The sequence below is a fragment of the Pseudolysinimonas sp. genome (assembly GCF_044239695.1).
Classification (GTDB): Bacteria; Actinomycetota; Actinomycetes; order Actinomycetales; family Microbacteriaceae; genus Pseudolysinimonas_A.
Genome location: NZ_JBIIAW010000038.1, coordinates 1 through 25,375, shown reverse-complemented (window position 1 = coordinate 25,375; position 25,375 = coordinate 1). Strand labels below are relative to the sequence as shown.

Here is a 25,375-nt window from a genome sequence, read left to right as displayed (position 1 = left end):
CGGTCCATGGCTTCGTGTAGATGCAGACGGTGCGCACCTCGCCGCCGCCCGCCTGGAGCAACTGGAGCACGAGTTTGAGCGTACGACCCGAGTCGGCGACGTCGTCGACGAGCAGGACGCTCTTGCCCTGCAGCGAATCCTGGTCGAGGGTCGGCGGCAGCACGATCGGCGCCTCGAGGGTCTCTTCGACGTCGGTGTAGAACTCGACGTTGAGGCTGCCGAGCATCTTCACCTCGAGCGCGTAGCCGAGGGCTCCGGCGAGCGTGAGACCCCCGCGCGCGATGCCGATGATGGCATCGGGACGGAAGCCGTCGTTCGCGATCGTGGTGGCGAGCTCGCGGGCCGCCTGACCGAAGAGTTCGTAGGTCAGGATCTCGCGTTCGTCAGCCACTCGGCGAGCCTACCGGGTGCCGTCGAGGCCACTAGGCTCCCGACATGACGAACGCCGGGACGCCGCGGTCTCTCGCCCAGATCACTTTCGCCCTCGTCGGTTTCCTGTTCCTGCTGGAGCTGACGAGCGGCATCATCCAGGGGTACTACATCCCGCTGATCAGCGATCTCGTGCACCACCTCGGCATCACGGATGCCGACTTCAACTGGTTCGAGGCGGCGCAGTTGCTGCTCTCCGCGATCGCCGTGCCGATCCTCGCGAAGCTCGGCGACATGTTCGGTCACAAGCGGATGCTGCTGATCTCGACGGCGCTCACGGCGGCGGCATCCTGGTGGCTGGTGTTCTCCGGCGACTTCACGACGTTCCTCATCGCCTGGGCGCTGCAGGGCTTCTACGCGGTCTGGCTGCCGCTCGAGGTCGCGCTCATCTTCGACAAGGGCCGCCGCAGCAAGACCGGTGTCTCGCAGACCCGTCGCGCGGCCGGCCTCCTGGTCATCGCCCTCGAAGCGGGGGCGATCGCCGGTGCCCTCGGCGGTGGCGCGATCTTCACCGCTCTCGGCGGGAACGTGGCCCTCACCCTCGCCGTGCCGGCGCTCGTCGTGACCCTCGCGTTCTTCGCGATCCTGTTCGGCGTGCCGGAGTCGGAGCGCTCGACCGGGCGCTCGCTCGACTTCGTCGGGTTCGTGCTGCTGACCTTCGCGCTGCTGCTGACGACGTCGTCGCTGACCTTCCTGCGCATCAACGGCCCCGAGACCTGGTGGGTGTGGGTCGTCATGGCGCTAGGGCTCCTCGCCTTCCTGCCGTTCGGCCGCTGGGTGCTCGGTCGCGACGATCCGGCGATCGACCTCCGGATGGTGGCGCAGAAGAACATGTGGCCGGTGCAGGTCACCGCCGGCCTCTTCGGCATCAGCGTGCTCGGCGCCCAGATCCCGCTGTCCACGTTCGCCGGCACTGACCCGGAGGTCGCCGGCTACGGGCTGGGACTGTCGTCCGGGATGCGGTCGGTCGTGATCGGGATCTACCTGATCTCGCTCATCGTCGGGGCGGCGCTCTTCGCGATCCTCTCCCGGCGCCTCTCGCCGCGCGTCGCCCTGATCGGCGCGACGGCGCTCGTCGCCGTCGGCTACTTCGCGCTGATCTTCTTCCACGACGACCTCGCGCAGGTGCTCGTCTGCATCTGCATCGCGGGCGCCGGCTCCGGCGCCCTCGTCGCCGCCCTCCCCGCCGCCGCAGCGGCGGCCGCTCCGCTCGGACAGACCGGCATCGCGACGGGGCTGACCAACACGACGAAGACGATCGGCGGCGCCTTCGCCTCGGCGACCTTCGGTCTCGCGCTCGCCACGGGCGTCACCGCCGGGGTCGGTACCGCGGCGAGCCTCTCCGGCTATTACACGGTGTGGATCGTCTGCGGGGCGAGCGCCCTCGTCGCGACCGTGCTGCTGTTCTTCGTGCCGAAGCTGGCGTTCGCCGACCCGGTCGAAGCCGAGCTGGTCGAGGGGACTACGCCTTCGGCGTGAGCGGCGCCCGGATCACCTTGTGCGGCGCCGCCTGCGCGACCGGCTTGATCGTCACGAGGTCGAGGTTGACGTGCCCCGGCAGCTCCACGGCGTGCACGATCGCCTCCGCGATGTCGTCCGCCACCAGCGGCGCATCGACATCCGCGTAGACGGCGTCGGCCTTCGACTGATCGCCGCCGAAGCGCACGAGCGAGAACTCGTCGGTCTTCACCATGCCCGGCGCGATCTCGATCACCCGGATCGGCTCCCCCGCGAGCTCGAGCCGCAGAACGGCGGTGAGCATGTGCGCTCCGGCTTTGGCGGCGTTGTAGCCGGCCCCGCCCTCATAGGCGACGTGGGCCGCGATCGAGGTGACGGTGAGGATGTCGGCGTGGCCGGCATCCCGGGCGCCGTCGCGCAGCGCGGGGAGCAGACCCGCGATCACGTTCTTCACCGCGAGCACGTTGATCTCGAACATCGCGCGCCAGTCGTCGGGGTCGCCGGCCTCGACGCTCGCCATGCCGAACGCGCCGCCCGCGTTGTTGATCAGGGCGTGCAGCCGCCCGAGCGCGGCGATCTCGTCGCGGGCGCGGGCGACGTCGGCCGCGTCGGTCAGGTCCGCGGCCACGGCGGTGAAGGAGTCGCCCAGGTCCGCGGCGAGCGCCGCGAGCCGATCGGCCCGGCGGGCGACGCCGATCACCTGCCACCCCTGGGCGGCGAACCGTCGGGCCGTCGCCTCGCCGATCCCCGAACTGGCACCCGTCACGACCACGCGCTTCGTCATGGATCCACCGTACGAGGTCTCGACACGCGGCTGCGCCGCTCCTCGACCAGCGAGGGTACGTAGGGTGATCAGGTGAGAGGCGATCGCATCCCGTTGTGGGACAACGCGCGGTTCGCCTGCATCGTGCTCGTCGTGATGGGGCACGCGATCCAGCGGCAGGCGCTCGACTCCGACAACGCGCTGACCCTCTACCTCTTCGTCTACGCGTTCCACATGCCCGCGTTCGCGATCATCAGCGGGTACTTCTCGAAGGCCTCGCCGCCGGGGACACGCCAGATGCGTCGCGTGCTCTCCGACTTCGTGCTGCCGTACGTGATCTTCGAGACCATCTGGAGTCTCGTGCAGTTCCTCGTCGAGGGGCGCCCGGTGTTCAACCCGACCGAGCCGTCGTGGACGCTGTGGTTCCTGCTCGCGCTGGCGATCTTCCGCCTCGTGCTGCCCTACCTCGTGCTCGTCCGCTGGCCCGTCGCCTGGGCGATCGCATTGAGCGTCGGGGTGGGATATCTGGCGAACGTCGACTCGACCTTCTCGCTCTCCCGGGCCATCGGCATCCTGCCGTTCTTCGTGCTCGGCTGGCAGCTTCGGCAGTGGAACGTCGTCGACCGGTGGCGCGATCTCGGCGCGGCGGTCTGGGGCTGGCGCGCGGTCGCGCTCGGACTGTTCGGTGTCTGGCTGGCCGTCGTGGCTCTCAACATCCAGCTCTTCCGAGCCTTCGACCTGCGGTTCTGGTTCTTCTACGACGACTCGTACCAGGCACTCGGCGAGCCGGTGTGGTGGGCGGGGCTGCTGCGGCTCGGCCTCATCGCGCTCGCGGTCGTCCTCAGCGCCGCGTTCTTCGTGCTCGTCCCCCGGCGGGAGACGTTCTTCAGCGCATTCGGGCAGGCGACGATGTACGTCTACCTGCTGCACAGCTTCGTGCTCTACCCGCTGCGCGAATCCGGGGTGCTGCGCGACGACCACGCGTCGGCGACCTGGCTGCTGACGATGGTGTTCGCTTCGACCGCGATCGCGATCGTGCTCTCCAGCCCCGTCGTGCGCCGTCTGTTCCGGCCGTTCGTCGAGCCGAAGCCGCGCTGGCTGTTGCGGGAGACCGACGACCTCCACGGGGAATCCCGCGAGGATGCCGTCGGGGCACGGCGCGACCCCTGATCCCCGTCTCGTTACGCCAGGTTGCAGCCGACCTGACACGGCGGCGGCCGCCGACTTAGGCTCGCAACCGTTCGAGACCGTCTTCTCGGGCACCCATCAAGGCGAGGAGCACCCCATGTCGGACTGGAAGTTCGAGACCAAGCAGATCCACTCCGGCGCGGCTCCCGACCCCGTCACGAACGCGCGCGCCACCCCGATCTACAAGACCACGTCGTACGTGTTCAACAGCGCCGACCACGCGCGCAACCTGTTCGCGCTGGCCGAGTTCGGCAACATCTACACGCGCATCAACAACCCCACGCAGGCGGTCATCGAGGAGCGCATCGCCGCGCTCGAAGGCGGCACCGCGGCGCTCGCCACGGCATCCGGGTCGGCCGCGATCACCTACGCGGTGCTCAACATCGCCGGGGCGGGCGACCACCTCGTCTCGTCGTCGTCGATCTACGGCGGCACCTACAACCTCTTCAAGTACACGCTCGCCAAACTCGGCATCGAGGTCACCTTCGTCGAGAACCAGGACGACGCCGAGGAGTGGAAGGCCGCGATCCGGCCCAACACGAAGCTGCTCTTCGCCGAGACCATCGGCAACCCGCGCATCAACATCCTCGACATCGAAAAGGTCGCCGGGGTCGCGCACGCCGCCGACCTGCCGCTCATCGTCGACAACACGATCGCGACGCCGTACCTGATCCGTCCGTTCGAGTTCGGGGCCGACATCGTCGTGCACTCGGCGACGAAGTTCCTCGGCGGGCACGGCACCGTCATCGCCGGCGTCATCGTCGACGGGGGGAAGTTCCCCTGGTCGCAGCACGTCGACAAGTTCCCGGGACTCACCGAGCCCGACCCCTCGTACCACGGCGCGTCGTACACGACGGTGCTCGGCGACGCGATCGCCTACGTCATCAAGGCGCGCGTGCAGCTGCTGCGCGACACCGGCGCCGCCCTCTCCCCCGACAGCGCGTTCTCGCTCATCCAGGGCGTCGAGACGCTGTCGCTGCGCATCGAGCGCCACGTGCAGAACGCCCAGGCGGTCGCCGAGTGGCTCGAAGCGCACCCGGATGTCGCGTCGGTGAACTACTCCGGCCTGCCGTCGAGCCCGTGGTTCGAGATCGCCGGCAAGTACGCGCCGAAGGGCGTCGGCGCCGTGCTGTCGTTCGAGCTCAAGGGCGGGGTGGATGCCGGCCGCGCCCTCGTCGAGAACGTCACGCTGTTCAGCCACCTGGCCAACATCGGAGACGTCCGGTCGCTCATCATCCACCCGGCCTCGACGACGCACTCGCAACTCACCCCGGAGCAGCAGCTGACGACCGGCGTGACGCCGGGCCTCGTGCGGCTGTCGGTGGGGCTGGAGAACATCGACGACCTCACCGCCGACCTCGAGGCCGGCTTCGCCGCCGCCCGCAAGGTCAGCGCCGCCAACGCCGGAGCCTAGGCGTCACCCACCCTTCTTCGCCACAGAACCCTCTCCGACCACAGGGAGCCCCGCGTGCGGGGTTCCTCACGGTCAGAGAGGGTTCTGTGCGTGCCGTAACACGGCTCCGAAGTACGTCAGAATCGGACGGATGGACTGGCAGACTCCCGAGGATGCCGCGCCGTCGGCGTTCGTGACGGAGTCGCAGCGCCGCCGTGTCGCCGGCAAGCCTCCCGCGACGGGTGCGTGGCGCCACGGCGACCACCCGGGCGACCGGCTCTTCGCCGCCGTCGGCGACCTGGCGCTCGAACGCGGCGGCGACATCCCGAACGTCACGATCGCCTACGAGACCTGGGGCGAACTCGCGGCCGACGGATCGAACGCGATCCTGGTCCTGCACGCCCTCACCGGCGACAGCCACCTCGTCGGCCCGGCCGGCCCCGGCCACGCCACCGGAGGCTGGTGGTCGGGACTCGTCGGACCCGGGAAGGTGCTCGACACCGACCGCTACTTCGTCGTCGCCCCCAACATGCTCGGCGGCTGCCAGGGCTCCACCGGGCCCGCGTCACTCGCGCCCGACGGCGCGGAGTGGGGCCCGCGATTCCCGTACCTCACGATCCGCGATCAGGTCGCCGCCCAGGCGCGGCTCAGCGACCTCCTCGGCATCGACCGCTGGGCGCTCATCGTCGGGGGCTCGATGGGCGGGATGCAGGTGCTCGAGTGGGGCGTCGGGCATCCCGATCGAGTCGAGCGCCTCGGCGTCCTCGCCGCTCCCCCACTGTCGAGTGCCGATGAGATCGCGCTCAACTCGGTGCAGGCCGAGGCGATCCGCATGGATCCGGCGTTCCGCGGCGGGGAGTACTACGACGCTGCCGAGGGCGAAGGGCCGCACCGCGGGCTCGCCCTCGCACGCCGGATGGCCCTGCTGAACTACCGCTCGCCGACAGAGCTCAACGACCGGTTCGAACGCTCCTGGCAGAGCGGCATCAGCCCCCTCGGCGGCGGCGGCCGATTCGCGGTGGAGAGCTACCTCGACTTCCACGGCAACAAGTTCACGCGGCGGTTCGATGCCAACAGCTACCTCGTGCTCACCGACGCGATGGATTCGCACGACCTCGGACGCGACCGCGGCGGTGTCGCGGCGGCCCTGTCGACCGTCACCGCGACGGCGCTCGTGCTCGGGATCGACTCCGACCGACTCTTCCCGGTGGAGGGTCAGGAGATCATCGCGCGGCACCTGCCGGGCAATATCGACGGGGACGTGCCCGTCGTCATCTCGTCGCCGTTCGGCCACGACGCCTTCCTCATCGAGGACGCTCTCGTCGGGGCAGAGCTGAAGCGCCTGCTCGAGACCTGATCGGAGAAGGGCCGCGTTGCTCGCGGCCCTTCCGACACCCCCAGGTGATGTGTGGCGTTCCGCGTCTCGTCGCGGCATCGCGCCCCTCGTGCACCCCAGCAGTGCGGTGGAACTGTACCCCGTCATGGTACCCCGGCCTTCCGCGTGGCACCCCCCGTTCGCGTGGCACGTTGTGTCACGATTGCCCGCAGCATGGATCTCATCAGCAAGGAGCGGGACCGTCTCCTCCAGCGCAGCGCTCGCGTCTACGGTCTGAGCTTCACGGCGGTCTCCGCGCTGTGTTTCGCGCTCCCCGGCGCCGTCCCGTTCCCGGTGCTGCTCCTGGGCGTCCCGCTCTACCTCGTCCTCGCCGCCGCCCTCGTCGCGGTCGGCATGAACCGGTCGATCTGGTGGCCCGTCGTCGCGCTCGTCAGCGGCACCGGGCTCGTGCTCCTCGTCGGGCTCGTCGCCACCCCGCCGACGCCGACGGCATCGCTCGCGATCATCCATGTGGCGGCCGCCGGCCTCGCCTCGCTGGCCCTCGTGCTCACGACGAGCGTCCCGCGGATCGCCCTGCTCGTCGTCGGCGCACTCGGGGGTGTCGCCGCCGTCGTCCTCGCCGAGATCGACTCCCCGGCGCAGGCGCTCCGCAGCGGCGGGACGGTTCTCGTCGGCTGGGGGCTCGCCGCGCTCATCACGGTGTGGATCAACGCCGGCGTGCCGCAGGTCGCGAAGCGGATCGCGAGCATCGGCCGCGCCCACCGCGCCGAGCGCCAGGCGAGCGAACTCGAAGCCCAACGCCGGCAGGGGGCGCGACTCCTGCACGACACCGTGCTCGCGAGTCTCACACTTCTGGCACACTCCGGCGTCGGGGTGAAGCCCGAAGCGTTGCGCCAGCAGGCCGCCGAGGACGCCCGACTGCTGCGCCAACTGCGGCTCGGACAGATGCCCGCCGTGCCCACCGAGACGGGCACCATCCCCGTCGTCAACCCCGACGAGACCGTGCTCGGCACGACCCTGGAGTCGGTCAAGCAGCGGTTCGGCCGGATGGGTCTGACGGTCGCCTGGCACGGCACCGGGCAGGTCCTCCTGCCCAGCGAGGTGCTCGACGCGTTCCTGATGGCCCTGGCCGAATGCCTCGAGAACGTGCGGCGCCACTCGGGAGTCACCGAGGCGCATGTGACGATCACCGACGACGACAAGATGGTGCGCGCCCTCGTCACCGACGCGGGGGTCGGCTTCAACATCGACGACATCGACGAGGCCAAGCTCGGCTTCGCCGAATCGGTCGTCGGACGACTGCGCGAGGTCGGCGGCAACGCCCGGCTGTTCTCCGCGCCCGGATCGGGCACCACGGTCGCCCTGGAGGTGCCGCGCGGATGAGCAAGGGCGACACGATCACCTTCTCGCAACCCGAGGAGAACACCCTCGGCGTCGTCGTCGGCAACGCCCGCCGCGCCGTGACGAGCACCGCTCGGCGCTTCAGCCGGGCGGCCAACGCCCACCGGGCCAGCCTCGGCACCGCCTTCCTGGGTCTCGGCGCCGTGATCGTCGTCGGCCTGCGCGCCGTCTACGGGCTGATCTGGTTCGCCTCGCAGTGGGAGGTCTACCCCGAACCGTTCGCCGCTCTCGCCGCCTGGATCGTCCTCACCGCGGTGCTCATCGGCGCGATCGTCATGTCCCGGGTCAGCGGCGACCGTCTCCCCGATTGGATGTTCGGCCTCTTCCTCGCCGGGCTCGCGATCGCCTTCGCGCTCGACGTGATCGCCATCTGGGAGCTGCGGAACATCGGCGGGCACGCGACCGCCGCCCTGACCGCCGGGATGGCGCTGCTCGTCCTCGTCGCCTTGCGCGGACGCATCGAGATCCTCACGGCGGCCGCCATCCTCGGCATCGCTCTCCTCGCGGTGATCTTCTTCGACGCCCCGGTCGGCGCCTTCGAGGACTCGGGCTGGGTCGCCACCCAGATCACCGCGATCGCCGGCGCGGTCCTCCCGCCGATCATCGGCGTCGTCATCGTCGAGAGCTTCCGGCGCATGGTCCAGGTCGAGCTGGACCGGGTCCTCGTGCAGAGCACCGTCTCGGCACCGCGCTTCGCCGTCGGGATGCTCGCCTCCGAAGAGCTCGCCCGCCTCGACCTCGCGGCGGAGGAGCTGCTGGATGCCGTCGCGAACGAGAAGACGAAACTGCCGCTCACCCCCAAGAACGCCTCGGTCGCCGCCCAGCTCGCGACCGAGTTGCGGCTGCACCTCATCGAGGGGCGCCGCGAGACCTGGCTCTACCACGCGGTCAGCGAGTCGGAGCAGCTCGGCAAGTCGGTGACGCTCTCCGACAAGTCGAGCCTGGCCGGTCTGCTCGACCCGACCCAGCGCGACGGACTGCTGTCCGCGGCCTGGCTTCTCGTCGCCGACGTCCCCTCCGCCGCCAACCCGCGACGACGGGGGACGGCGCGCACCCTCACCATCCAGATCGGCCCGGTCGTGCCGGGCACCGCGGTCCCCGACCACAAGATCGCGGTGCCGATCACCGTGACCTCGACCGGCGTCCCGCGAAACCGCGTCGACTCGGGTGTCTGGGACGCCATCGGCCGCATCGGGCGATACTCTGACTCCACTCAGGACGCCAGCCTGCGGGTCGATATCGAGTGCATCGTCGACAACCCTGCTGACCAATGACCACCCTGACGGAAGGAACCCTCGTGGCCGCCCCGATTCGCGTCGCGCTCGTCGACGATCACCGCATGATCCTGGGCGCGCTCACGGAGTGGATCCGCAGCACCGCGGACGACATCTCCGTCGTCGCGGCCGTGCCCACCTGGCCCGAGCTGCTGACGCACCCCGAGTTCCCGGTCGACGTCGTGCTGCTCGACCTCGACCTCAAGGACAACCTCCCGGTCGCGCTCAAGATCTCCACCCTCAAGACGACGGGCGTGCGCACGGTGCTGATGAGCACCTACTCGGAGCCGAACGTCGTGCGCGAGGCGCTCGGCGCCGGTGCCCTCGGGTATCTCGTGAAGAGCGAGCCGGTCGAGATGATCATCGAGGCCATCCGTGCGGCGGCGAAGGGCGAGAGCTTCATCTCGGCCGAACTCGACCTCGCCCTCAACGCCTCCGACATCGGCGGTGCCCCGAAGCTGTCCGCCCAGGAGCGCCGGGTGATGGCGCTCTACGGCGGCGGCGAGCCGGTCAAGGCGGTCGCGTACCAGCTCGGCATCTCCGAGGAGACGGCGAAGAGCTACCTCAAGCGGATCCGCGAGAAGTACCGCGTCGCCGGCATCGACGTCGGCACGAAGGTCGCCCTGCGTCGCCGGGCGATCCAGGACGGCATCCTCTTGCAGGACGGCGCCCCGGGGTCGTTCTAACCGTCCTCGCGTGACCCGACGGCTGCGCGCGCTCCGCTAGGAGCGAGGTCACTCGAGCGACGGCGCTTCGCCTCCCCGTGGGTGACGAGTCCGCCGAGGACAGCGAAGAGGATGCCGGGCGCACACAGCGCCAGCCCGATCCAGGTCGGCGCGAGGTACCCCCACCCGGCGGCGATGACCGCGCCGCCGACGAAGGCGCCGAGGCTGTTGCCGAGGTTGAGTGCCGAGTGGTTGACCGCCGCCGCGAGAGTCTGGCTCTCGCCCGCGACATCCATCAATCGGGTCTGGATCGCCGGGGAGATCGCGGACGACGCCAGACCCACCGCGAAGAGGCCGGCGAACAGCCCGGGGATGGTGGGAGCGGTCAGCGCGAGCAGCAGCAGCGACAGCACCAGGACGCCGAAGAGGAGGAAGACGGCCCGGAGCGCCCCGCGATCGGCGAGGCGCCCGCCGAGGAAGTTGCCGACCGTCATGCCGACACCGACCGCGATGAGCGCGATCGGCACGACCCAGATCGGGAGCCCGGTGATCTCGGTGACGAGCGGCGCGACGTAGGTGTAGACCGCGAAGAACCCGCCGAAGCCGAGGGCGCCGGTGAGCAGCGCGAACCACACGGCCGGGCGGGTGAAGCCACCCAACTCGCGACGCACGGTCGCTCCGGGATCGCCGGGTTGCCGCGGCACGACGAGCAGGATCGCGACGACGGTGAGCGCGAAGATCACCGCGACCGCGACGTAGGCGGTGCGCCAGTCGGTCTGCTGACCGAGGAACGTGATGGCGGGGACGCCGACGACGTTGGCGATCGTGAGACCCGACAGCACGAGCGCGATCCCCTGACCTCGCTTGCCCGGGCCCATCAGCGACGCCGCGACGAGTGCCGCGATGCCGAAGTACGCCCCGTGCGGGAGCGCCGCCACGAAACGGGCGACGACGACGAGCTCGAAGGTCGGCGCGACCGCCGAGGCGAGCGTGCCGACGGTGAAGGCGGCGGCGAGCACGAGCAGCAGCCCCTTGCGCGGGAACCGCGCCGCGAACACCGCGATCGTCGGCGCGCCGACGACGACGCCCGCCGCGTACGCGGAGATGAGGATGCCGGCGCGGGCGATGGCCTCGTCGGGATCGCTCGCCGTGAGGGCGGGCAGGAGGTTCTCGGCGATCTGCGGCAACAGCCCCATCGCGACGAACTCGGTCGCACCGATACCGAATCCGCCGAGCGCGAGCGCCAGCAGGGCCAGGCGCACACGCGTCGGCGAGAGAGGGACGGTCATGAAGGGGTGAGCCGATCGATCGGGGCGGGACGGCTCACCGTCGAGCGTGCAGCCAATCTACCGCCGACAGGTCGTGCGGGCCGTCGGATCGCGGCCTGCGCACGACCTCGGCCAGTGCGACGACGGCCCACGCGAAGAGCGCGACGTAGAGCAGGTTGCGGGCGGTGAGCACGAGCACGATCGAGAGCTTCGCGGCGATGACCTCGGTGTAGAGGTACGGGTAGAACACCTGGGTGAGCGCGGCGATCACGAGCCCGAGAGCGGCGGGGACGCGGAACGAGCGGCCGAGCCCCGAGGCGTGCGTCATGAGCCCGAAGACGATCGGAACGGCGAGCCAGGTGACGAACTGCGGCGAGCCGACCTTGTTGAAGATGATCATCGCGAGAGTCAGAGCCACGACGAGCGGGGGCAGCACCTCCCCCGGTTCCCGCCCGCGGCGCACCGCGAGCAGGCCGAGCCCGAGCAGCGCGGCGGCGGCGAGCGCGAGCAGCGGCGTCGCCACCGCGGCCGCCGTCGCGACCCCGTCCCCCTGCACCTGGAAGGTGAGGATGGCGAAGTCGTAGTACACCCGACTGTGACCGGGACCGAGGGTGGCGTCCCACATCCACGGCGTCGCGATGACCGACTCGACCTGCAGCCCGCGGCTCGTCTGCTGGGTGACGAAGCTGAACACATTGCCCGCGCCACCGAGGGCGATCACGACGACCAGCACGAGCACGGTGACCGCTGCGGCGCCGACGATCACCCGCACGCGATCACGGAGCGCGACCACCACGGCGGCGACGAGCGCCGCCGGCCAGACCTTGATCCAGGCGGCGACGGTGAGCAGTACCCCCGCCAACGCCGGTCGGGTCAGCACCACGAGCATCCCGAGCATCGCGAGCGGCACGGTGATCGAGTCGACCCGACCGACCGCGACCGGCCCGAGCGCGACGAGGAACCCGAGCCACCACCACCCCGGATGCGCGACCCCGTGCCGACGTCCGATCGTGACGATGGCCGCGAACGCGATCGCGTCGACGATCATGACGAGCGTCAGCCAGGTGCTGGCATACAGCTCGGGGCCGAAGGCGGCGGCGGCGATCATCGGCAGGATCGCGAGGATCGGATACACCCACACGGTGTCGATGCCGACCCAGCCGTGCCCGGCGAACGCGTAGTCGACGATCCAGAATCTGTAGACCTGGGTGACGTCGCCGATCGGCTGCCCCGGCGCGTAGAGGGCGAGCATGCCCAGCCAGAGGTGCGCCACCGCGAACCCGGCCCAGAGGGCGATCGGATGCCGCAGGACCGCACTCATCCCGTCAGCGTAGTTGCGTCACGAGAAGACACCTGCCGGGCGCGCGAGCGCGGGACCGGCAGAATGGAGGACACAGCATCGACCCTGTTCACCCGGATCCCTGGAGGCACCCATGTTCCGCACCCCCCTTCTTCGACTCGCGGCCGCCGCCGGCGTGCTCGCGCTCGGCGCCGGCCTCGCCGGCTGCCAGACGGACGCCACCGGTGGCGACGCCGCGAGCGACTACGTCACCGACGGCAAGCTCACGATCGCGACCGGCGAGCCCGCCTACTACCCCTACGTGATCGACGACGACCCCGAGTCGGGCGAGGGCTTCGAAGCCGCGGTCGCGTACGCGATCGCCGAGGAACTGGGCTTCGCAGCCGAGGACGTCGTCTGGGTGCGCACCGGCTTCGACGCCGCGATCGCGCCCGGCCCGAAGGACTTCGACTTCAACCTCCAGCAGTACACCGTGACGCCGGAGCGCGAGGAGTCGGTGGACTTCTCGTCGACCTACTACTCGGCCGACCAGGCCGTCATCACGATCGAGGGCTCGGCTGCGGCCGAGGCGACCTCGATCGCCGACCTGAAGGACCTCCTGATCGGCGCCGCGACCGGCACGACCAGCCTCGTCGCCGTCGAGGAGATCATCGCCCCGACCGCGGGGGCCCAGGTCTTCAACAGCAACGACGACGCGAAGCTCGCGCTCGAGAGCGGCCAGGTCGATGCGATCGTCGTCGACGTGCCCACGGCCTTCTACATCACCGGCGTCGAACTCGACGGCGGATTCATCCTCGGCTCGCTGCCCGAGGTCGAGGGCGCCACCGACGAGTGGGGCGTGCTCCTGGCCAAGGACAGCCCGCTGACCGCCGCGGTCAGCGCGGCGATCGACGCGCTGCGCGAGGACGGCACCCTGGATGCCCTGGTGAGCGAGTGGCTCGGAGCCGATCAGGGCGTGCCCGAACTCCAGTAAGCCGTAGCGTTAACGGATGACCGAATCCGCGGACGGCCCGCCGCCGAGTTCTCTGGAGCTCGAGCGGCGGGCTTTCCGTCGCCGCCAGTCGGTCAGGTCCGTGCTCGTCGGCGCCGCCTCCACCGTGGTGTTCGCGGTCGCGCTCTGGGCGTTCGTCGTGAACACCCCCGGCTGGGCACGGGTGCAGGACAGCTTCTTCGACCTCGACACGGCGATCGCGGCCTTCCCGCGCGTCGCCCAGGGCTTCCTCGTCAACCTGCGCATCCTCGCGTTCTCGGTCATCGGAGTGGCCGTCGTCGCCACCCTGATCGCGTTCCTGCGCACCCTGCGCGGACCGGTCTTCTTCCCGCTGCGGGTGCTCGCGATCGGCTACACCGATCTCTTCCGCGGCACGCCGCTCATCATCGTGCTGTTCCTCATCGGGTTCGGGGTGCCGGGCCTGCTGCAGACGCGCATCTCGACCGAGGTGCTCGGCACGATCGCCCTCGTCGTCACCTACTCGGCCTACGTCTCCGAGGTCATCCGGGCCGGCATCGAGGGGGTGCATCCCTCCCAGCGGATGGGGGCGCGCGCGCTCGGGCTGAGCCACGCGCAGACGCTGCGGCTCGTCGTGCTGCCCCAGGCGATCCGCCGTCAGGCGCCGCCGCTCATGAACGACTTCGTCGCGATGCAGAAGGATGTCGGGCTGGTCTCGGTGCTCGGCGTGGTCGACGCGGTGCGCGCCGCACAGATCGAGACCGCGAAGTTCGCCGACTTCACCCCCTACATCGTCGCGGCGGTGCTCTTCGTGCTGCTGGCGATCCCGACCATCCGGCTGACCGATTGGATCTCCGCCCGCCTGCGGCGCCGCGAGCAGATGGGATCGGTCGTATGAGCCCCGTGCTGCGCGTGGAGGGGCTGCACAAGTCCTTCGGCGAGACCTCGGTGCTGCGCGGGGTCGACCTCGAGCTGGCCGAGCACGAAGTCGTCGCGCTCATCGGGCCGTCGGGGTCGGGCAAGTCGACGCTGCTGAAGACGATCAACCTGCTCGAGCCGATCGACGACGGTCGCATCCTGTTGCGCGACGAGGACATCAGCGATCCGCGGGTGAACGTCGACCGCACCCGCGCCCGGTTCGGTGTCGTGTTCCAGCACCTCAACCTGTTCCCGCACCTCTCCGTGCTCGACAACGTGACCCTCGCCTCGCGGAAGGTGCACGGCGTCCCCCGCGCGCAGGCCGAAGCGCGCGGCCTCGAGCTGCTCGACCGCATCGGACTGGTCGAGAAAGCCCGCGAGCATCCCGATCGCCTGTCCGGCGGCCAACAGCAACGCGCGGCGATCGTGCGCGCGGTCGCGACCGACCCCGAGGTGCTGCTGCTCGACGAGATCACCTCCGCCCTCGACCCGCTGCTGGTCGGCGACGTGCTCGAACTGGTGCGCGACCTCGCGGCGGAGGGCACGACGATCCTGATGGCGACCCACGAGATGGCGTTCGCCCGGGATGTCGCGCACCGCGTCGTCTTCCTCGACGGCGGGGTCATCGTCGAGGAAGGGCCGCCCAGGCAGCTCTTCACCTCCCCCCGCGAAGCCCGCACCCGGGAGTTCCTCGCCCGTTTCACGTCCTGAGGTTGACGCTCTCCCGTCCATAACTCTATGGTTATCAAAACCAGGAGGTTATGGATGCCGACACTCGACGTCGACCGGCTGAGCGCGGTCTTCGCGGCCCTCGCCGACCCGACACGCCGCGCGATCCTCGCGCGACTCACGAGCGGCGACGCGAGCGTCGCGGAGCTCGCCGAGCCGTTCGCGATGAGTCAGCCGGCCGTGTCCAAGCATCTCCGGGTGCTCGAGACCGCCGGTCTCATCTCGCGCAGCCGCGTCGCGACCTCGCGCTACAGCCACCTGGAAGCCGAACCGCTGAGGGAAGCGACCGAGTGGATGCAGCGCTACCAGCAGTTCTGGAACGACGGCTTCGACCGCCTCGACGCGGCTCTCGCCGACTACCTCGCCACCGACGACACGAAAGAACAGAAATGACCGACAGCACCGTCCCCGACATCCCCGTCACCAGCGACACCGACGTATTCATCACTCGGTCGTTCGCCGCCCCACGCGACATCGTCTGGAGGTTCTTCACCGAGCCCGAGTACCTCGCACGCTGGTTCGGACCGGCGACGGTGCACGTCGACCCCGCCAGCGTCGTCGTCGACGCCGTCGCGGGCGGCACCTGGGACCTCGACATGGTCGACGACGCGTCCGGCGCACGCTACCCGATCCGCACTCGGCTGACGGTGGTCGTCCCGCCGGAGTATCTCGAGGGCGTCATCTCCGCGGACGCCCAGGAGGGAGAGCTCCGCGACGTCACCCTGCGGATCTGGCTGCACGACCACGGCGCGACCACCCGGATGACGCTCCACCAGGGTCCCTTCGCGCCGCAGTTCCTCGCGCCGACGCGCGAGGGCTGGAACGAGTCCTTTCACAAGGTGGATGACCTCTTGGCCGGAGGTGTCGCGTGACCGAGACTGGGACGGTGACGGCAACCGAGTGGGCGACGTCGGCCGACGGGACGCGGATCGCGTTCGAACGCGTCGGCGCAGGGCCCGTGCTCGTGCTCGTCGACGGTGCGTTCTGCTACCGGGAGTTCGGCCCGGCCCGCGACCTCGCGACAGCCCTGGCGGGCGACTTCACCGTCGTGATCTACGACCGCCGGGGCCGGGGCGAGAGCGGGAACACCCTCCCCTACGCCCCCGCGCGGGAGTACGAAGATCTGCGCGCCGTGATCGACGCCACCGGGCGCGACGCGTTCGTGATGGGGCAGTCGTCGGGAGCGGGCCTGGTCTACCGCGCCGCCGCGGCCGGGGTGCCGATGCGCAAGCTGATCGGCTACGAGGCCCCGTGGGTGGGGCTGCGCACGAACAAGGACGGGTCGCCGAAGGACTACCACGGCGATCTCGACCGACTCATCGCCTCCGGCGCGCACGGGAAAGCGATCTCCTACTTCATGGTCGACATGATCGGCGCGCCGCGCTTCGTGCCGCTGATGATGCGGGTGATGGCGGCGAAGGAGTGGTCGAAACTGCTGCGGGTCGCGCCGACGTTGCGCCACGACGCCGCCGTGATGGGCGACTTCGCGGTTCCCGAGGGCGAGCTGGCGCAGGTCGCCGTCCCGGCGCTCGTGCTGTGCGGCAGCAAGGGCGCGCCGGAGATGCTCGCCGCCCAGGAGAAGGTCGCGGCCGTCATCCCGGGCGCCGAGCACGCCGTGCTCGCCGGACAGACGCACCAGGTCGCTCCGGTGGCCCTGAAGCCGCAGTTCGTGCGATTCCTCCTCGGGCAGAGCGTCTCGTGAGCGCCCCGTCGTGAGAAGCGACGCATGACCTCCGTCGCCGAGCGCCTGCCGGGCGACCCGATCTGGCTCGAGCTGACCTCGACCGACGCCGAGCGCTCGCTCGCGTTCTACGGGGGGCTGTTCGGCTGGGCGACCGAGCCGGGATCGACGTCGCTCGACGGCTCGGTGACGCTGCGCCTCGGTCGTGATCGGATCGCCCGGCTCGTGCCGATGCCGGAGGACGGCTGGCTGGTCTACCTCGCGGTGCTCGACGCCGGAGCGGCCGCCACCGCCGCCGAGGCGCACGGCGGCTCGGTCCAGCTCGGCCCCTCTCCCGTCGGCGACCTCGGCATCATGGCGATCGCGACCGACCCGAGCGGGGCGCGCGTCGGATTCTGGCAGCCGGGGACGCATCCCGGGTTCGAGGTCGAGGACGTGCCCGGTGCCCCCACCTGGTTCGAGCTGCACACCGAGGATTTCGCGGCGGCCGTGCCGTTCTACCGGGACGTGGTGGGCTGGCGCCCGGTGTCGATGGGCGACTCCGACGAGTTCCGCATGGTCGTGAACGGCGAGCCCGGCGCGGCGCAAGCCGGGATCTACGACGGCGCGCGGGACGACCTCGATGACGAGTCCGCCTGGATGCCGTATTTCGCCGTCGAGGACGCCGATGCTGCGGCGGCGCGGGTCCGCGAACTCGGCGGCGCCCTGCTCGATCACCCCGTCGACACCCCGTTCGGCCGAATGGTGCACGCGTCCGACCCTCTGGGGACGCTGTTCACGCTCATCCGCCTTCCCGAGACCCGCTCCGCCGAAAGGACCTGAGGATGCCCACCTTCCGCACCACTCTGTGGGGCGCCGGCGCCAATGCCGGCATCGTCGTCCCGGACGAGGTCCTGGATTCCTTCGGGGCGGGCAAGCGGGTGCCCGTGGTCGTCACGATCGACGGAGGCTACAGCTACCGGTCGACGACCGCCGTGATGGGCGGCCGCACCCTCATCTCGTTCAACGCGGAGACCCGGGCGCAGACCGGCAAAGCGGGCGGGGATGAGGTCGAGGTGACCTTGGAGCACGACCTCGCCCCGCGCACGGTCGAGATGCCCTCCGAAGTGGCCGCCGCTCTCGCCGGGGATGCCGAAGCCACCGCCGCCTGGGAGAGGCTAGCCCCGTCGCGGCAGAAGGAGCACGCGCGCACCATCGCCGACGCGAAGGGCGACGAGACCCGGAGCCGGCGCGTCGCGAAGATCGTCGAGCTGCTGAGGGGCCGCGCGTGAGCGCCGCGCCGACGAGCGACGTCGCCTCGTTCCGACTCCCGCGCCTGCTGGTCGGGCCGGGAGCCCGGCACGGAATCGGGGCGGCGGCGCGGGAGCTCGGCATCCAGCGTCCGCTGCTGGTCACCGACCCGTTCCACGCCCAGAACGGCGTCGCCGCGCAGATCGCCGACCTCCTCACCGAGTCCGGGCTCGTGCCCACGGTGTTCTCGGAGACCGTGCCCGACCCCTCCACCTCTGCCGTCGTCGCCGGACTCGCCGCCGCGCGGGACTCGGGCGCGGACGCCGTGATCGGAGTCGGCGGCGGCAGCCCGATCGACACCGCGAAGGCGATCGCGCTGCTCGCACTGAGCGGCGGCGAGATGCGTGAGTACAAGGCGCCGGTGCAGACCTTCGGGGGCGCGCTGCCGATCCTCGCGGTTCCGACGACCGCGGGAAGCGGCTCTGAAGCGACGCAGTTCACGGTGATCACCGACGACACGACGCACGAGAAGATGCTCTGCGCGGGACCCGCGTTCCTCCCGCGGGTGGCGATCGTCGACGTCGAACTGACCCTCACCATGCCGCCCCGGCTCACCGCCGACACGGGCATCGACGCCCTCACTCACGCCGTGGAGGCCTATGTGAGCCGCAAGGCGACGCCGATCAGCGACACGTTCGCCCTGCGCGCCATGTCGCTCGTCGGCGGCAGCCTCGAATCCGCCTACGCCGACGGCGGCGACCTCCGGGCGCGCAGCGACATGATGCTCGCCTCGCTGTTCGCCGGTACCGCGTTCTCCAACGCGAGCGTCGCGCTCGTGCACGGCATGAGCCGCCCCATCGGCGCCCGATTCGGGATCGCGCACGGACTCTCGAACGCCCTGCTGTTCCCCGCGGTGACCCGGTTCTCGCTCGCCGGGGCGCCGGAGCGCTACGCCGCGTGCGCGCAGGCGCTCGGCATCCTCGTCGACGGGGACGACGCAGCCCCCGGCGCGGCGCTGGTCGCCGAGCTCGAACGGCTGAATGCGCAGCTCGCCGTGCCGACGCTCACCGACCTCGGCGTCACCGCGGAGGACTGGGCTGCGGCGATCCCGACGATGACCGAGCAGGCGATCGCGTCGGGTTCGCCGGCGAACAACCCGACGATTCCAACGGCGCCGCAGATCGCGGAGCTGTACGCCGGTATCTTTCGCTAACCGGATCCGCCGCTAGCTAGCGCCAGCTCCGCGGTCCGCGCGTGCCGGCGGGATAGCTGTCGAGCGGTACCCGGTCGGCCCGCCAGGCCGCGAGCACCGGAGCGACGATGCGCCAGCACTCCTCGGCGATGTCGCCCCGCACCGAGAGGGTCGGGTCGCCCTCGAGCAGTTCGGCGAGCACCTCGCCGTAGGCGCTGAGCTCGCTCGGCCGGAAGTTCGCGTCGAGGGTGTCGCATTCGAGGTCGAAGGGATCCTCGAAGCCGTTGGTGACGAGGTCGAGCGACATCGTCGCGGGCTTGATGCCGATGCGCAGCTGCGCCTGCCGACTCGGGCCCGAGAATCCGGTCGGCAGGTGCGGCACGTCACGGAAGGTGAAGACGACCTCCTGGCGCGGCTCGCCGATGGCTTTGCCCGACCGCAGCACGAACGGCACTCCGGCCCACCGCCAGTTGTCGATCGCGACCGTCATCTCCGCGAGGGTCTCGGTACCACGGGTGCGGTCGACCCCGGCCTCGCTCGTGTAGGCCGGCAGTTTGCGGCGGCCGATCGTGCCGGCCGTGTAGCGCGCCCGACGACTCTCGGTGCCGTCCTTCTTCCACGACCGGGTCGCCCGCAGCAGCTGCGCCATCGCGCCGCGGAGATCCTCCGAGGCGACCGTCGCCGGCGGCTCCATCGTGGCGAGGGCGAGCACCAGCAGCAGATGGCTCTGGATCATGTCGATGAGCGCGCCGGCCTTGTCGTAGTAGCCGGCCCGCCCCTCGAGCCCGAGGTCCTCCTCGATGTTGATCTCGACGTGGGCCACGTTCTGCGCAGAGAGCAACGGCTCGAAGATGCGGTTCGCGAACCGCAGTCCCAGGAGGTTGATGACGGTCGACTTGCCGAGAAAGTGGTCGACGCGGAAGACCTGCTCCTCGGGCACCAGGCGCTGCAGCAGCCGGTTGAGGGCGGTCGCCGACTTGAGGTCGGTGCCGAACGGCTTCTCGACCGCGAGCACGATCCCGGCGGGGAGGTCGACCCCGGCGAGGGTGCGGCAGGCGAGCACGGTCACCGCCGGCGGCAGCGCGAAGTACAGCGCCGTGCGCCCGGTCGCCGCGGCGAGCACCCGCTCGAGCGCGGCGGGGTCGGTGACATCCGCCTGGAGGTAGCTCGACGACTCGATCACGCTCTCGATCCGGCGGCCGTCGACCGCGGAGAACGCCTTCGTCACGCGCCGCTTCCAGGCCGCGTCGGTCATCGGATCGCGATCGACGCCGATCAGTCGGATGTCGCTGCCGCGAGTCGAGGCGAGGAGCGACGCGAGCCCCGGCAGCAGCAGTCGCGAGGTGAGGTCTCCCCCGGCGCCGAGGATGACGAGGGTCGAGATCGCGGGAGCAGCCACGCTCGACGGTACCGCGATCTCCTCCGAGCGACGTGCACGGTCGACGGCGATGACCCGCGTCGGGCGCCGATCGAGGATCGGCTCGAGGAGGTGGGGATGCTCACCCCGGCACGGCGTTCTCGAGGCCGGCGAGGAACTCCCGCAACACCGCCGTGAACGCCCGCGGCCGCTCGATGTGGGCCGCATGGCCGTTCTTCGGCAGGACGACCGCCGAGCCGTGCGGCGCGAGCGCGGCAGCCGCGGGCGCGTGCCCGCTCGGCCAGAACTCGCTGTCGCTTCCGGCGACGAAGAGCACGGGCACATCGGTCGCCGCGATCACGGCCCGCCAGTCGGCGAGCGCATGGTCCTGCAGGAGAAGCAGCTCCGGGGTGCTGAAGCGGCGATCGGCGCCCGCCATCGCCTTCTGCAAGCGGCGGATGCGCACCGGGCCTTTCCTCAGCAGCGGATGCCGACCGGGGTCGGGGATGCCCGTCTCGAAGGCGGTGTCGGCGTTCGAGACGTCGTAGTCGTAGAAGCCGTACGGCCAGTCGTCGGAGTTGAGCATCTTCGGCGTCTGGTCGACGCTCACGATGCCGGAGATGCCGTCGGTGCCGAACTGCGACACCATCGCCCAGATCGTGCTCGCCCCCATCGACCCGCCGACGAGCGCGACGTCGCGCAGGTCGAGTCGGTCGAGAAGCTCGTGGAGGTCGACGCCGTGCCGCAGGATCGTCGCGCCGTGCACGGGCTTCTCGGACCTGCCGTGCCCGCGCCGGTCGAAGGCGACGACCCGGTAGCCGGCTCTCTCGAGCGCGGGCACCTGGTAACGCCAGCTCGTCGCTGCGGCCTTGAGGCCCGCGATCAGGACGACCGCACGCCCGTTCGGGTCCCCGGTCTCCGAGTAGTCGAGCAGTACCCCGTCAGATGTTTCGAATGCCCCCACTCGACGATTATCCGGTAGCGAGCGCCCCGATCACGGCGGCGATGATCACGAGGGCGCCGACCACGACCGGCAGCCCGAGGACGACCGCCAGCGCGACGATGACGGCGGTCGGGAACCGGCGACGCAGCCGCTGCCCGCGCGGGGCGACGACGTTCGCCGCGAACCCGGCGGGCAGGCCTGCGGGCGTCGTCGCCTTCTCGTCGCGGTAGCGCCGGGTCCGCGAGAGAGCTTTGGCACCGACGACGTCGATGATGCGGAACAACCGATCCAGCAGCGCCGGGTTGTCCATCGCGAAGCCGCGCGGCGAGTAGACGAACATCCAGTCGTCGACGATCTCGACGTCGAACGGCGCCACCTGGTCGATGCACAGCGCCATCAGGTCGGGGGTGAAGACGTAGAGCGCATCCGTCTCGTACTGCCGCGGGCAGTACAGCGTGAAGGAGCGGTCGAAGTCGCCTTCGAGCGACAGCACCTGGGTGCGGTCGAACTGCCCGGCGAGCCCGGAGAGACCCCAGGTGTTGTTCTGGAGGGAGTCCAGCAGCATGTGCGGCAACCGGCGCTCGAGGCTGAGCGCGAGGAACCCCCAGGTGTGCGTCGTGGAGCTCTTGCCGTTGCTCGTGACGAACTGGAAGTTGCCGAGGTCGAAGAACCGTCCGTCGATCGAGCGGAAGTGGTCGATCGCCGTGCGGGCGCTGCCGGTGCTGAAGATCGCGCCGGGGTAGCTCGGGTTCGGATCGGCGGGCGAGAACGTCATCCGATTGGTGCGGGCGAACCAGTCCAGGCGCAGCCAGCGCTCCCACCGGCGCTCGCTCGGGACGATCTTGGTGAGGCCCCAGATGCCCAGCGCGACGACTCCGAGGCAGAGGATGCCCACCACGATCCCGAATCCGCCGAACAGAGCCGAGCCCACGTCGCCGCTGATGAGCCCGACGAGCCCGCCGACGACCAGGCTCACACCGAAGATGACGAGCAGCCCGATCATCGGGATCAGCAGCACGTAGAGCACGACGATGCGCGCCGTGCCGTCCCCCGACCAGCGGTGTCCGGCGGCCTTCGCGGCGGCCTTCCAGGTCTGGACGGCCTGCGGGGACACCGGCGCGCTGAACGCCGTCCAATCGAGAGCCATCAGCCCGCCCGTCCGGAGGCGAGCGCCAGCCGCGCCGCCGCGCCGAATCCCGTCTCCCGCTCCTCCGAGGTGAGGCTCTCCCCGGTCGTCAGGTCGTCGGTCACCGTGACCAGGGCCAGGGTCTGGATGCCCTCCTTGGCTCCGACGGCGTAGAGCGTCGCGGCCTCCATCTCGACGGCGAGGGTGCCGAACCGGGCCAGCGCGGTCGGCGACTCGTCGCGGTAGAACGTGTCGCTGGAGAACACGGGGCCGACCCGCAGGGACACGCCGTCGCGCTCGGCGGCTTCGACCGCGGCGCGCAGCAGAGGGAACGCCGGAGCGGCGCCGAGCGAAACGCCGGGTGCCCAGCCCGCCGTCATCGCGGAGTCGGTGTGCGCGACCGACGCGGCGACGACGGTGCCCAGCGGCATCCCCGCCTGGAGACCTCCGGCGGTGCCGACCCGGACGATGCGAGTGACTCCGTAGAAGCGCGCGAGCTCCGTCGCGTAGATGGCGATCGACGGTCCGCCCATCCCCGACGCGAGGACCGAGACCGGGCGGCCGTCGTGGGTGCCGGTGAATCCGAGGATGCCGCGCACCTCCGTCACGAGGCGGGCGTCGTCGAAGAACTCGTCGGCGATCCGGCGCGCGCGGCGCGGATCACCCGGCATCAGCACGAGGGGGGCGAAATCGCCCGGCTCGGCCGAGAGGTGGGGCGTGGCCATGCCCCCGAGGCTATCCGGCGATCAGCCCCGGGCGGAGAGCACCCGCTCCTTCTCCGCCCCCGCGGCGTCGTTCTTCTTGCCGGCCCGCGAACCGGCGAGCTTGGCCCGGATGTGGTCGCCGACCGTGATCGGCTCCGGGTAGCGGTTCGGGTGCTCCGCGTCGACGAGGTGCGGCATCGTCGAGATGAGCGCGTCGATGTCGCCGTCGTGGAAGTACGCGGCGCTGCGCCGACGCTCGATCGTGCCGTCGACGATCGGCGGCTTGACCCGATGCAGGGTCGACATCCAGCGATCGTTCGTCCAGCGTCCGGTGACGTCGCCGAGGTTGATGAGCAGGGCGTCGTCGGCAGGGCTGACGTCGTTCCAGGAGCCGTCGGTGCCGAGCACCTGGAGGCCCTTCACCTGGTCGGCCCAGAGCACCGTCACGATGCCGTAGTCGGTGTGCTCGCCCATGCCGATGAGGTCGCCGTCGAGACGGATGTTCGTGCCGCGCGGCAGTGCGTAGTTGTTCATGCGCAGCACGTCGAGCGAATGACCGGTGTAGGCGTCGTAGAAGTCGGCGGGCAGCCCGAGCGCGTCGGCGAAGATCACCGTCATCGTCTCGGCCACCCGCTTCGCTTCGCGGAAGTAGGCGTCGACCTTCTCGCGGAAGTCGGCCACCTCGGGCCACACGTTCTCGGCGTAGTCGTCGTCGGGCAGGTCGACGCCCGGGTAGTCCGATTTGGCCGCGCCGACGTTGAAGGCCTCGAAGAAGTCGTTCATGCGATTGGCGCTCTCGACGCCGAGGCTCAGGCTGAGCGACTCCGACTTCGGCGGGGAATAGCCGCGGTTGATCTTGGGCGGCGTCTTGTAGGTCTTCTTCGTCTCGAGGTCGAGGGCGAAGAAGGCATCCATCGCCTCGGTCAGTCCGGCGATCGTCGCGTCCGGGATGCCGTGGCCGAGGATCTGCATGAACCCGACCGTGCGGCACGCCTCGTCGATCGCCCGCGCGACCTCGGCCTTCTGCTCCGGGGTGCCGTCGGCGACGTAGGGTGTGATGTCGATGGAGGGGACGGAGAAGCCCGACGGCGCGATGGTCATGCGTCACGGTAACAAGCGCCCGTTTCGGCGGGGTTACATCTGCACTACCCTCGCCGCATGACCCCGGATGCCGCCCTCGCTCCCCCGGGCCCCCGCGTGCGGAACCGTCTCGGGATCGTCGCGCTCGTCCTGGCGCTGGTCGCCGGGATCGCCCCGCTCGTCGCCTGGATCGCGACGGGGGTCGTGGGCATGGTCGAGAACCCAGGGGACGTCGACACCGCCGTCTACGTCGGGCTGCTCGGCGGCGGCGTCGTCTTCGTCGGCGCGATCGCGCTGCTGTCGCCTCTGTCGCTCGTCGCCGCCGTGCTCGGCGTCGTCAGCATGTGGCGTCCGGGTAGCAGGGCGCCGGGCATCGTGGCGATCGTCGTCGGGGTGATCGGCTCGCTCGGCCTCTTCGGGCTCCCGCTGGTGCTCGGCGAGCTCGTCCCAGGCCGGTAGCACCACCCTCGGGGGTGCGCCGCGAACGGGTGGCCCCCGAAGACGCGATACCGGGGGAATCCTCGACTCACCACACTGAGGGCAGGGGCCGTCCCAGCCGGAGAGGGGAGTGGACGACCCCGCACTATCTGGGGATACGGCACATTCGGAGGGACCGTGGCTGCGGGAGACTCTGCCGCGCGCGAGGCCGCACGGCAGCGCGATCTGGCGGACGAGCACGCCCGGCGCGCCGGAATCGCCCGGCAGATGGCCCGCAGCTTCGAGGCGGCGGCCCCCGGTGAGCAGCGTCTCGCCCGCACCCTGATCGAACTCGAGCCGCTCGGCTACACGCTGCTCGCCGACCGGCGCCGCCCGGGTTCCGCGCGCGGCAACGTCGACCTCGTGCTCGTCGGCCCCGGCGGCGTCGTGCTCGTCGACGCGAAGGCCTGGCGCGAGGTCACCATCGCCGGCGGCCGCGTCTGGCGCGGCACCGAAGACGCCACCGTCGAGATCGAGCGGCTCGCCGACTTGCTGCATCGGACCCAGGGCGAAC

Annotated in this window: 27 protein-coding genes; 18 read left to right on the top strand and 9 right to left on the bottom strand. The window is 70.6% G+C overall.

Annotated elements, in window-relative coordinates:
• Window positions 1–391: phosphoribosyltransferase (locus tag ACILQS_RS07840; RefSeq protein WP_395639564.1), on the bottom strand; the 391-nt coding region annotated here is incomplete at its 3' end.
• A 44-nt stretch (window positions 392–435) separates the two neighbouring features.
• Here ACILQS_RS07840 and ACILQS_RS07835 point away from each other — a divergent pair.
• Window positions 436–1,908, top strand: a complete 1,473-nt coding sequence (locus ACILQS_RS07835) for an MFS transporter (RefSeq protein ID WP_395639563.1) — start codon at window positions 436–438, stop codon at window positions 1,906–1,908.
• Here ACILQS_RS07835 and ACILQS_RS07830 read toward each other — a convergent pair.
• Window positions 1,892–2,671 (bottom strand): SDR family NAD(P)-dependent oxidoreductase, encoded by a 780-nt coding sequence (locus tag ACILQS_RS07830; RefSeq protein ID WP_395639562.1) that lies wholly within the window; start codon window positions 2,669–2,671, stop codon window positions 1,892–1,894. The two genes, ACILQS_RS07835 and ACILQS_RS07830, sit on opposite strands and share 17 nt — an antisense overlap.
• 72 nt (window positions 2,672–2,743) lie before the next feature.
• Here ACILQS_RS07830 and ACILQS_RS07825 point away from each other — a divergent pair, with 72 nt between their 5' ends.
• The 6 genes from ACILQS_RS07825 to ACILQS_RS07800 all read left to right on the top strand — a co-directional run bounded on the left by ACILQS_RS07825 (window position 2,744) and on the right by ACILQS_RS07800 (window position 9,928).
• On the top strand, window positions 2,744–3,820 hold the full coding sequence (locus ACILQS_RS07825; protein ID WP_395639561.1) for an acyltransferase family protein: 1,077 nt from the start codon (window positions 2,744–2,746) through the stop codon (window positions 3,818–3,820).
• A gap of 115 nt (window positions 3,821–3,935) precedes the next feature.
• Complete coding sequence (locus tag ACILQS_RS07820; protein WP_395639560.1) at window positions 3,936–5,252, top strand: bifunctional o-acetylhomoserine/o-acetylserine sulfhydrylase; 1,317 nt, start codon at window positions 3,936–3,938, stop codon at window positions 5,250–5,252.
• A gap of 130 nt (window positions 5,253–5,382) precedes the next feature.
• Window positions 5,383–6,588: a homoserine O-acetyltransferase gene (locus ACILQS_RS07815; protein ID WP_395639559.1), complete on the top strand. Its 1,206-nt coding sequence runs from the start codon at window positions 5,383–5,385 to the stop codon at window positions 6,586–6,588.
• Between the two features lie 192 nt (window positions 6,589–6,780).
• Window positions 6,781–7,950, top strand: a complete 1,170-nt coding sequence (locus ACILQS_RS07810; protein ID WP_395639558.1) for a sensor histidine kinase — start codon at window positions 6,781–6,783, stop codon at window positions 7,948–7,950.
• Window positions 7,947–9,242 carry a hypothetical protein gene (locus ACILQS_RS07805; RefSeq protein WP_395639557.1) on the top strand — a complete coding sequence of 432 codons (1,296 nt, stop codon included), beginning with the start codon at window positions 7,947–7,949 and terminating at the stop codon, window positions 9,240–9,242. Before ACILQS_RS07810 ends, ACILQS_RS07805 begins: the two co-directional genes overlap by 4 nt.
• A complete protein-coding gene (locus ACILQS_RS07800) occupies window positions 9,239–9,928 on the top strand; it encodes a response regulator (protein WP_395639556.1) in 690 nt (229 codons plus the stop codon). Before ACILQS_RS07805 ends, ACILQS_RS07800 begins: the two co-directional genes overlap by 4 nt.
• On the opposite strand, the gene ACILQS_RS07795 is transcribed toward ACILQS_RS07800, so the two are convergent.
• Entirely contained in the window at window positions 9,925–11,196 is a 1,272-nt protein-coding gene (locus ACILQS_RS07795; RefSeq protein ID WP_395639555.1) for an MFS transporter, read from the bottom strand. The genes ACILQS_RS07800 and ACILQS_RS07795 overlap by 4 nt on opposite strands.
• A 34-nt stretch (window positions 11,197–11,230) precedes the next feature.
• Window positions 11,231–12,496 (bottom strand): glycosyltransferase 87 family protein, encoded by a 1,266-nt coding sequence (locus tag ACILQS_RS07790; RefSeq protein WP_395639554.1) that lies wholly within the window; start codon window positions 12,494–12,496, stop codon window positions 11,231–11,233.
• 112 nt (window positions 12,497–12,608) lie between these two features.
• Between ACILQS_RS07790 and ACILQS_RS07785 the strand changes: the two genes are divergently transcribed.
• From ACILQS_RS07785 to ACILQS_RS07745, 9 genes are read left to right on the top strand one after another with little or no spacing between them, the layout of a single operon-like run.
• On the top strand, window positions 12,609–13,448 hold the full coding sequence (locus ACILQS_RS07785) for an ABC transporter substrate-binding protein (RefSeq protein WP_395639553.1): 840 nt from the start codon (window positions 12,609–12,611) through the stop codon (window positions 13,446–13,448).
• Between the two features lie 16 nt (window positions 13,449–13,464).
• Window positions 13,465–14,322, top strand: coding sequence for an amino acid ABC transporter permease (locus tag ACILQS_RS07780; RefSeq protein WP_395639552.1), 858 nt, complete (start codon window positions 13,465–13,467; stop codon window positions 14,320–14,322).
• Window positions 14,319–15,053 (top strand): amino acid ABC transporter ATP-binding protein, encoded by a 735-nt coding sequence (locus ACILQS_RS07775; RefSeq protein WP_395639551.1) that lies wholly within the window; start codon window positions 14,319–14,321, stop codon window positions 15,051–15,053. Before ACILQS_RS07780 ends, ACILQS_RS07775 begins: the two co-directional genes overlap by 4 nt.
• Before the next feature lie 54 nt (window positions 15,054–15,107).
• On the top strand, window positions 15,108–15,464 hold the full coding sequence (locus ACILQS_RS07770; RefSeq protein WP_395639550.1) for an ArsR/SmtB family transcription factor: 357 nt from the start codon (window positions 15,108–15,110) through the stop codon (window positions 15,462–15,464).
• The gene (locus tag ACILQS_RS07765; RefSeq protein WP_395639549.1) at window positions 15,461–15,943 is read left to right on the top strand and encodes an SRPBCC domain-containing protein; all 483 of its coding nucleotides are present in this window, start codon (window positions 15,461–15,463) and stop codon (window positions 15,941–15,943) included. The genes ACILQS_RS07770 and ACILQS_RS07765 overlap by 4 nt, the downstream gene beginning before the upstream one ends.
• A 14-nt stretch (window positions 15,944–15,957) precedes the next feature.
• Complete coding sequence (locus ACILQS_RS07760) at window positions 15,958–16,773, top strand: alpha/beta fold hydrolase (RefSeq protein WP_395639548.1); 816 nt, start codon at window positions 15,958–15,960, stop codon at window positions 16,771–16,773.
• 24 nt (window positions 16,774–16,797) lie between these two features.
• On the top strand, window positions 16,798–17,574 hold the full coding sequence (locus ACILQS_RS07755) for a VOC family protein (protein ID WP_395639547.1): 777 nt from the start codon (window positions 16,798–16,800) through the stop codon (window positions 17,572–17,574).
• A gap of 2 nt (window positions 17,575–17,576) precedes the next feature.
• Window positions 17,577–18,023: a YdeI/OmpD-associated family protein gene (locus ACILQS_RS07750; protein WP_395639546.1), complete on the top strand. Its 447-nt coding sequence runs from the start codon at window positions 17,577–17,579 to the stop codon at window positions 18,021–18,023.
• Entirely contained in the window at window positions 18,020–19,195 is a 1,176-nt protein-coding gene (locus tag ACILQS_RS07745) for an iron-containing alcohol dehydrogenase (RefSeq protein ID WP_395639545.1), read from the top strand. The genes ACILQS_RS07750 and ACILQS_RS07745 overlap by 4 nt, the downstream gene beginning before the upstream one ends.
• 16 nt (window positions 19,196–19,211) lie before the next feature.
• Here ACILQS_RS07745 and ACILQS_RS07740 read toward each other — a convergent pair whose 3' ends face one another.
• The 5 genes from ACILQS_RS07740 to ACILQS_RS07720 form a co-directional block, all read right to left on the bottom strand.
• On the bottom strand, window positions 19,212–20,573 hold the full coding sequence (locus tag ACILQS_RS07740) for a glucose-6-phosphate dehydrogenase (RefSeq protein WP_395639544.1): 1,362 nt from the start codon (window positions 20,571–20,573) through the stop codon (window positions 19,212–19,214).
• Between the two features lie 100 nt (window positions 20,574–20,673).
• Window positions 20,674–21,495, bottom strand: coding sequence for an alpha/beta fold hydrolase (locus ACILQS_RS07735; RefSeq protein WP_395639543.1), 822 nt, complete (start codon window positions 21,493–21,495; stop codon window positions 20,674–20,676).
• A gap of 7 nt (window positions 21,496–21,502) precedes the next feature.
• Window positions 21,503–22,621, bottom strand: coding sequence for a hypothetical protein (locus tag ACILQS_RS07730; RefSeq protein ID WP_395639542.1), 1,119 nt, complete (start codon window positions 22,619–22,621; stop codon window positions 21,503–21,505).
• Window positions 22,621–23,325: a purine-nucleoside phosphorylase gene (locus ACILQS_RS07725; RefSeq protein ID WP_395639541.1), complete on the bottom strand. Its 705-nt coding sequence runs from the start codon at window positions 23,323–23,325 to the stop codon at window positions 22,621–22,623. Before ACILQS_RS07725 ends, ACILQS_RS07730 begins: the two co-directional genes overlap by 1 nt.
• Before the next feature lie 21 nt (window positions 23,326–23,346).
• A complete protein-coding gene (locus ACILQS_RS07720) occupies window positions 23,347–24,405 on the bottom strand; it encodes an isopenicillin N synthase family dioxygenase (protein ID WP_395639540.1) in 1,059 nt (352 codons plus the stop codon).
• Between the two features lie 57 nt (window positions 24,406–24,462).
• Between ACILQS_RS07720 and ACILQS_RS07715 the strand changes: the two genes are divergently transcribed.
• Both ACILQS_RS07715 and ACILQS_RS07710 read left to right on the top strand, forming a co-directional pair.
• Window positions 24,463–24,843 carry a hypothetical protein gene (locus tag ACILQS_RS07715; RefSeq protein ID WP_395639539.1) on the top strand — a complete coding sequence of 127 codons (381 nt, stop codon included), beginning with the start codon at window positions 24,463–24,465 and terminating at the stop codon, window positions 24,841–24,843.
• 156 nt (window positions 24,844–24,999) lie between these two features.
• Window positions 25,000–25,375, top strand: a 376-nt coding sequence (locus ACILQS_RS07710; protein WP_395639538.1) for a nuclease-related domain-containing protein, incomplete at its 3' end; no start/stop codon positions are given.

Excerpts from the sequence above, each read along its gene's own strand:
- ACILQS_RS07835 (WP_395639563.1), top strand. The coding sequence starts at position 436 with ATGACGAACGCCGGGACGCCGCGGTCTCTCGCCCAGATCACTTTCGCC.
- ACILQS_RS07830 (WP_395639562.1), bottom strand. The coding sequence starts at position 2,671 with ATGACGAAGCGCGTGGTCGTGACGGGTGCCAGTTCGGGGATCGGCGAG.
- ACILQS_RS07820 (WP_395639560.1), top strand. The coding sequence starts at position 3,936 with ATGTCGGACTGGAAGTTCGAGACCAAGCAGATCCACTCCGGCGCGGCT.
- ACILQS_RS07815 (WP_395639559.1), top strand. The coding sequence starts at position 5,383 with ATGGACTGGCAGACTCCCGAGGATGCCGCGCCGTCGGCGTTCGTGACG.
- ACILQS_RS07810 (WP_395639558.1), top strand. The coding sequence starts at position 6,781 with ATGGATCTCATCAGCAAGGAGCGGGACCGTCTCCTCCAGCGCAGCGCT.
- ACILQS_RS07805 (WP_395639557.1), top strand. The coding sequence starts at position 7,947 with ATGAGCAAGGGCGACACGATCACCTTCTCGCAACCCGAGGAGAACACC.
- ACILQS_RS07800 (WP_395639556.1), top strand. The coding sequence starts at position 9,239 with ATGACCACCCTGACGGAAGGAACCCTCGTGGCCGCCCCGATTCGCGTC.
- ACILQS_RS07795 (WP_395639555.1), bottom strand. The coding sequence starts at position 11,196 with ATGACCGTCCCTCTCTCGCCGACGCGTGTGCGCCTGGCCCTGCTGGCG.
- ACILQS_RS07790 (WP_395639554.1), bottom strand. The coding sequence starts at position 12,496 with ATGAGTGCGGTCCTGCGGCATCCGATCGCCCTCTGGGCCGGGTTCGCG.
- ACILQS_RS07785 (WP_395639553.1), top strand. The coding sequence starts at position 12,609 with ATGTTCCGCACCCCCCTTCTTCGACTCGCGGCCGCCGCCGGCGTGCTC.
- ACILQS_RS07780 (WP_395639552.1), top strand. The coding sequence starts at position 13,465 with ATGACCGAATCCGCGGACGGCCCGCCGCCGAGTTCTCTGGAGCTCGAG.
- ACILQS_RS07775 (WP_395639551.1), top strand. The coding sequence starts at position 14,319 with ATGAGCCCCGTGCTGCGCGTGGAGGGGCTGCACAAGTCCTTCGGCGAG.
- ACILQS_RS07770 (WP_395639550.1), top strand. The coding sequence starts at position 15,108 with ATGCCGACACTCGACGTCGACCGGCTGAGCGCGGTCTTCGCGGCCCTC.
- ACILQS_RS07765 (WP_395639549.1), top strand. The coding sequence starts at position 15,461 with ATGACCGACAGCACCGTCCCCGACATCCCCGTCACCAGCGACACCGAC.
- ACILQS_RS07755 (WP_395639547.1), top strand. The coding sequence starts at position 16,798 with ATGACCTCCGTCGCCGAGCGCCTGCCGGGCGACCCGATCTGGCTCGAG.
- ACILQS_RS07750 (WP_395639546.1), top strand. The coding sequence starts at position 17,577 with ATGCCCACCTTCCGCACCACTCTGTGGGGCGCCGGCGCCAATGCCGGC.
- ACILQS_RS07730 (WP_395639542.1), bottom strand. The coding sequence starts at position 22,621 with ATGGCTCTCGATTGGACGGCGTTCAGCGCGCCGGTGTCCCCGCAGGCC.
- ACILQS_RS07725 (WP_395639541.1), bottom strand. The coding sequence starts at position 23,325 with ATGGCCACGCCCCACCTCTCGGCCGAGCCGGGCGATTTCGCCCCCCTC.
- ACILQS_RS07720 (WP_395639540.1), bottom strand. The coding sequence starts at position 24,405 with ATGACCATCGCGCCGTCGGGCTTCTCCGTCCCCTCCATCGACATCACA.
- ACILQS_RS07715 (WP_395639539.1), top strand. The coding sequence starts at position 24,463 with ATGACCCCGGATGCCGCCCTCGCTCCCCCGGGCCCCCGCGTGCGGAAC.